This is a genomic window from Inquilinus sp. (genome assembly GCF_057815775.1).
In genome coordinates this window covers 1-6,125 of sequence record NZ_JBYRFX010000813.1, presented here as the reverse complement: position 1 = coordinate 6,125, position 6,125 = coordinate 1, and the positions used below count along the sequence as shown (strand labels likewise).

5 protein-coding genes are annotated in these 6,125 nt (G+C 65.5%); 3 read left to right on the top strand and 2 right to left on the bottom strand.

Translation table 11 applies throughout. The features are described 5' to 3' along the window. Both AC3XYG_RS29155 and cyoA read right to left on the bottom strand, forming a co-directional pair. The coding region (locus AC3XYG_RS29155; RefSeq protein WP_489143381.1) for a cbb3-type cytochrome c oxidase subunit I at positions 1-673 on the bottom strand (673 nt) is incomplete at its 3' end. A 1-nt stretch (position 674) separates the two neighbouring features. After that, the gene (gene cyoA, locus AC3XYG_RS29150; protein WP_489143380.1) at positions 675-1,547 is read right to left on the bottom strand and encodes a ubiquinol oxidase subunit II; all 873 of its coding nucleotides are present in this window, start codon (positions 1,545-1,547) and stop codon (positions 675-677) included. 1,497 nt (positions 1,548-3,044) lie between these two features. Between cyoA and AC3XYG_RS29145 the strand changes: the two genes are divergently transcribed. The 3 genes from AC3XYG_RS29145 to AC3XYG_RS29135 all read left to right on the top strand — a co-directional run. Further along, the gene (locus AC3XYG_RS29145) at positions 3,045-3,773 is read left to right on the top strand and encodes a Crp/Fnr family transcriptional regulator (protein ID WP_489143379.1); all 729 of its coding nucleotides are present in this window, start codon (positions 3,045-3,047) and stop codon (positions 3,771-3,773) included. A gap of 218 nt (positions 3,774-3,991) precedes the next feature. Beyond that, positions 3,992-4,972 (top strand): HlyD family secretion protein, encoded by a 981-nt coding sequence (locus AC3XYG_RS29140; protein WP_489143378.1) that lies wholly within the window; start codon positions 3,992-3,994, stop codon positions 4,970-4,972. Beyond that, the coding region (locus AC3XYG_RS29135) for an ABC transporter permease (protein WP_489143377.1) at positions 4,972-6,125 on the top strand (1,154 nt) is incomplete at its 3' end. The genes AC3XYG_RS29140 and AC3XYG_RS29135, both read left to right, overlap by 1 nt.

Below are 6,125 nucleotides of genomic sequence, written 5' to 3'. Positions count from 1 at the left end.
TCCGCATGTAGCCCATGCCGGGCGCCCGCAGCTTGAGGATGGTCGTCGTCAGGTTGATGCCGCTGAGCAGTGTGCCGACGCCGGAGATCTGCAACGACCAGAGATAGTAGTCGACACCGACACCGGGCGAGTAGGCAACCTCGCTCAAGGGCGGGTAGGCCAGCCAGCCGGTGCGGGCGAATTCGCCGACGAACAGCGACAGGTTGACGAGCAGCACGCCCGATGCTGTGAGCCAGAAGCTCACATTGTTCAGAACCGGGAACGCGACGTCGCGAATACCGAGTTGCAGCGGCACGGCGAAGTTCATCAGCCCGATGACGAACGTCATCGCGACGAAGAAGATCATGATCGTGCCGTGGGCCGAGAAGATCTGGTCGTAATGCTCGGGCGGCAGAAAGCCCTGCGCGCCGCTGGCTGCGAGCGCTAGCTGCGTCCGCATCATGATGGCGTCGGCGAAGCCGCGGACCAGCATCACGAGGGCGAGTAGGACATACATGACGCCGATACGCTTGTGATCGACGCTGGTGATCCACTCCCGCCAGAGATAGGGCCACCAGCCCTTGACTGTGACGAGCCCGAGAATTGCCAGGAGCACGATCCCGACGCCGCCTGTGGCGATCATGACGATCGGCTGGTCGAACGGGATCGCCGCCCAGGTAAGCTTGCCCAGCATGTCAGTGCTCCTGATGCGACGGGTGATCGGCGCCCGACCGGCCGGCCGAGATGGTTTCGAAGAGGCCCTCGGCCACCGGGGCGTAGGTGACTGGCGTCACTGCCTTGCTTGGCTGCGCCAACGCCGCATAGGCCGCCGGGTCGAGAGCCCGGCCCTCGGCCTTGGCGGTCTCGATCCAAGCCATATACTGGTCCGCGGGAAGCGCGACCGCCTCGAAGCGCATGTCGGAGAAGCCGTCTCCGCTGAATTGCGCCGAAAGACCCCTGTACGTTCCTGCCTGGTCCGCCCTCAGGTTCACCTGGGTGGTCATTCCAGGCATCGTGTAGATCTGGCTGCCGAGTTCCGGCACGAAGAACGAGTTCATCACGGTGGCCGAGGTGAGACGAAAACGCACCGGCCGGCCCACCGGGACGACGAGCCAGTTGACGCTGGCGATCCCTTCGTCGGGGTAAATGAAGAGCCACTTCCAATCGAGCGAGACCACCTCGACATCGAGCGGGGCTTCCGCGGATTCGATCGCCCGCGGCGGGTCGAGCTCGTGCGAACCAATCCAGGCGATACCACCCAGGAAGACGATGACCAGCGTCGGGATCGCCCAGACGATCATCTCGATTCGGCCGGAATATTCCCAGGTCGGAAGATAACGCGCCCGGGTGTTGCCGGCCCGGAACCACCAGGCGAAGGCGATCGTCAGCAGGATCACTGGAATGACGACCGCGAGCATGATCGCCGTGGCATTGTAGAGGATGGTCAGTTCGGCACGGCCGATAGGCCCGCGGGGTGTCAGCACGCCGTCGCCGCACGAGGCGAGGGAAAGACCAATCGCGGTCAGGCCACCGCCTTGAAGGATGGTCCGGATTCTAGTGGCCTGCACTGGCTGCCCTCCGGCCTCGGATTGCGAATGAGCGGCGACCGGTCCCGATCTCCACCGACGCGCCAGCGGCCTGTCTGCCGCCGAGCGGACGCCCGGCGCGGTAGATGGACAGGTTCTTCCGTGCGTCGCTGGGTACGATCTTGGCCGAGGGGGCAGACCGTCCCTATCCCCCCGATGGGGGGCTGGAGCCAGCGAGTCGGGGGAGGCAGATCAGTTCCTCCAATGCGTGCAGCGCGACGGCCCGATCCGCCATCAATCTTTCCCAAGCCTCGCGGTCGGTGACCAATCCGGCCGACCAACGTGTCTTCATGTTCGATGCTCTGGTCCAGAGCCGGCGTGATCGCAGGGGCGCCAGTGCGTCATGCGGAAGCCGCTCGAGGCACGGGACCGGGCACCCCGGGTGCTGCTCACAGATGCCGCGGCCATTGAGTGGTGGAAGCGGCGTGCCCCAGCCCACTTTCGTCGCAGCGAGATTGAGCACAGCGAGAGAGCGCAGTTCCTTGCCCAAAGGCGCCTGCCGATAGGCGACAGGATCACGCCCGGCTTCATGAGCGAGTTCGTCCACGAAGCTTTGGACGACGAACGTGTTGTGGGTCGGGCGGATCATGGCGGACCCAGTCCACCCTGATGACCGGCATATCGGAGGGCGTGTCCCGAGCGCCATCGACCGTATCCTTGTCGAGTCTCCCCAGCGACCATCCGGCCTCGTCGAATATTGCTGGACCGTTCCGGATGTGACGCGATGGGCCCAGGCAACCGGCAAGCCGTCTGGGCCAAGCCCGCCGGCTATAGGTAGTAGTAGGACGGCCTGAAGTGGTCGTGCCGAATATCGTGCTCGCGCGCCCAGTTGAACTTGACGGGAAAATGAACAACCGAGCGGAGCTTGCAGCAGCCGACGCGACGACGAGAACGCATCCTGAAGCGATTGAGGTGGCCGCGGCAGGCCTAAGCGCTTCCTCTCCTTCCAGGACCCAACCGCCGACCTCTTTCCCCGACGCCCAGACCACCCCAACGCCGCTGACTAGTGCTCCGCCCAGCTGGAAGCCGTTGCAACTTTGGAATGAGTTCACAGGCCCTCCACCGCCACCTGAGACGAAACATAGTCGCGACGGAATCTGTCCAGATGCGCGGTCGGCCTGACAACTTAAGGGCGCCGCCGCAGCCGAGTCAGTCACTGCAACATCCCCTTGCGTGGATCGCCTATCCCCCATCCGGGGGATCGTCTAGGGAGCCACACAGGGTCATTCTGCTGCTGAGAACCTGACCGATCCCCGAAGCGAAAGAGCGGCAACATGGCAGCAGCAGCACCAGGGCCGGCAGAGGCCTTGGCGGCAGGACTGACACTCAAAGCACCGAAGGATCGTGCAGGCTGAAGCGCCCCCTGGTCGACGAAGGTGCATCGTAGTGTTGGCGAGGATTGGCTGGCGCCGCGGCACGCGCATCCAAAGCACCTAGTGTCTGGAAGTCGGGGCTGCAGAAAGTGTAACAGGTGTCTTCATGTACGAGTTGGTTTCCGATCAGATTTTCGGACTAAATGGACTGGTCAATTTCTCGAACATTATATTCCTCGTAGCGTATTCAGCGCGTAATGTCCTGACACTGCGAATTCTATCGGTTGTCAGCGAGGCGGTGATGTTGCCGTATTATTATTTCCAGAACCAAAAATTATGGGTTCCGGCCTGTTGGGGAGCGGCGTTCATCATCGTCAACGCGGTCCGTATCGTCGGGATGGCTTTAGAGCGGCGGCCGGTCATCCTCAGCGGCAGGGAAGAGCAGCTTTATCGCGTCGCGTTTAGCTCTATCGACAAACGAGAATTCTTGAAGCTGGTCAGCCTCGTACGGTGGCGCGACTGCTCTCCAGGCGAGATCATCCTCGAGAAAGGCCAGCAGATATCGGATGCGGTTGTCCTTGTATCTGGGAACGTCGAGGCCGTTCTCGGCGGTAAGACAAGATTGGCGCTTCGGCCTGGTCAGCTCATCGGGGACGTGAGCGCTTACAGCGGCCTAGCGAGCCCAGTGGATGTGGTGGCGTCCGGCAACGGAGCTTTGGCTCAATGGAACTTGCAGTACTTAAGAGAATTCACGGCGAATCGGCCGGAGCTCCGCGCCAACCTTTTGCGGATCGTGAATGCCGACCTTGCCGCCAAACTGCTCGATGCCACCACTGTGGTATCCAACTTCGGCGGAGAAGCGACCGCCGCAAAGGCACCCTCCCGCGGCGCATAGATCGGGACGACACCGGCCACATCTCTACCGCCCGTTTTTGGCCTTCCCAGCGAAACCTGCGAGCAGCCGATGATCTCTGGATTCCCATCAGTCGCGAGCGATAGACATCACGTGACAGCCGGGGCAGGCCGTCACCCACCCCGGCCGGCGATCGCTCGATGACCGATCTGGAAGCTATAAGGGATGCAGAGCCCTCGCCTCGAGCGCCAGAAGGTCCCATGCGGAACGGTGCCGGTGCGGCCTCGCTGATCGTGATCGCTACGGTCGTGGCGATCGTCGGCCTGTCGTTGTGGTACCTCGTCCAGCCGCAACCGCTGCTGGTCCAGGGTGAGGCGGATGCCACCCGCATCGATATCGCCGCCCGGATCGACGGCCGAGTCGCGACGCGGCCGGTGGAGCGCGGCGACAACGTCACGGCCGGGGATGTGCTGGTGACGATCGACAATCCCGAACTGCTGACCAAGCTGCACGAGGCCGAAGCGGCCAGGGCCGTCGCGGTGGCCGATCTGGCACGGATCGAGGTCGGCACGCGGGCGGAGGTGGTCGCGGAGCGCAAGGCGGCGGCCGATGCCTCCCAGACCCTCGCCCAGCAGACCTATGACCGCACCAAGGCGCTGACGGCGCGAGACTTCGCCTCGGTCCAGGCGCTCGATGACGCGACCGCCTCGCTCGACGTCGCCAAGCGCGGGGCGGAGCAGGCCAGGCTCTCCTATGACGAGGCCGTCGCCGGCTATACCAAGGAGGAGCGCGGCGTCGCCCGCGCCGCGGTCGAAAAGGCGGATGCGACGATCGGCACCCTGCAGGCGCAGGTGGACGAGATGACCGTCAAGGCCCCGGCCGCGTCGCAGGTCTACCAGATCGGCGCCGAGCTCGGCGAATATGTCTCGCCGGGCGTGCCGCTCTTGTCCCTGGTCGATCTGGGCGATGTCTGGCTGCGCTTCGACCTGCGCGAGGATCTGGTGAAGGGACTCAAGGTCGGCGACCGCTTCACCGCCCGGATCCCGGCGCTGGGTGAGACGCCGGTCACGGTCGAGGTGCGGACGATCGCGACGCGCGGCGAATATGCCGGGTGGCGGGCCACCCGCGCCACCGGTGATTTCGACCTCCGGACCTTCGAGGTCCGCGCCTATCCGGTCGACAGGATCCCGAATCTGCGACCGGGCATGAGCGCCTATGCCGACTGGGCGGGGGCCCGCTGATGCACAGAGCGTCGGGCCCCGGCGTCGTCAGCGTCGCGGTGCGGGAGGTGCTCTGGATCTGGCGCGACAAGGTGGCGTTGATGCTCGTCCTCGGCATCCCGCTGATTGCCTTCGCGATCCTGGGCGCGACCTTCAGCAACGCGGTGGTCCGCGACCTCAGGGTCGATGTCGTCGACCAGGACCGGTCGCAGACCTCGATGACCTTCGCGCAGGCGGTCAACTCCGCGCCCGGCGTCACCGTGGCCCGGCGGTCCGACGACCTGACCGGGGCGATGCACGCCATCCGATCCGGCGACGCCCTCGCCGCGGTCTACATCCCGCGGGACTTCGAGCGCGACATCATGGCCGGGCGGCGGCCCCAGGTCGTGATCTTCTACAACAAGCAGTACTTCACGCCGGGCAACGTTGCCTCCAGCGCCCTGCAGGCCGCCGTCTCGGCCGCCGTCGCCGACCTGCCGGCCGGGCCGCCCAACCCGGCCTTCGCGCCGGGCCCGCTGGTCGTCGAGCAGTATGTCCTGACCAACCCCGCCCTGAACTACGCCCAGTTCCTGCTGCGGGCGATCCTGCCGATGGTGCTGCACGTTATCACCGCCATTGCCGGCGGCTATGCCGTCGGCTCGGAGTTCGGCTCGCGCAGCGTGCAGGAGTGGCTGGCCGCTTCCGGCGGCCGGCCGCTGACCGCCCTGGTCGGCAAGCTGCTGCCCTATTTCGGCATCTTCCTAATGATGGCGGTGGTCGGGCTCGGCATCATCCACAGCCTCTACCGGATCCCGTTCCGCGGCGACCCGATCATCGTCGGCGCGTCCGCCTGCCTGCTGGTCGCGGCCTATCTGTCGGTCGGAGCCTTGTTCCAGCTGCTGGTGCGGAATCTGGCGCTCGGCCTCAGCCTGACCGGCATCGTCTGCTCGCCGGCCTTCGGCTTCGCCGGGGTCGGCTTCCCTGCCCTGGCGATGAACGGCTTCGCCCAAGGCTGGGGCGCGCTGCTGCCCCTGCGCTGGTACATCCAGGTCCTGTTCGACCAGGCGGCGCGCGGCGTGCCGGCGGGAGACTCGGCGCGGCCCTTCATCGTGCTCGCGGGGTTGGCCGCCGTGTATTTCGGCCTCGCCTGGCTGCGGATGCGGGCCGTCGCCCGCAACCCGGCGCCGGCCGTGGA

What these genes read in the sequence shown, in the direction of transcription:
- AC3XYG_RS29145 (WP_489143379.1), top strand. Translation starts at nt 3,045, where the DNA reads ATGTACGAGTTGGTTTCCGATCAGATTTTCGGACTAAATGGACTGGTC.
- AC3XYG_RS29140 (WP_489143378.1), top strand. Translation starts at nt 3,992, where the DNA reads ATGCGGAACGGTGCCGGTGCGGCCTCGCTGATCGTGATCGCTACGGTC.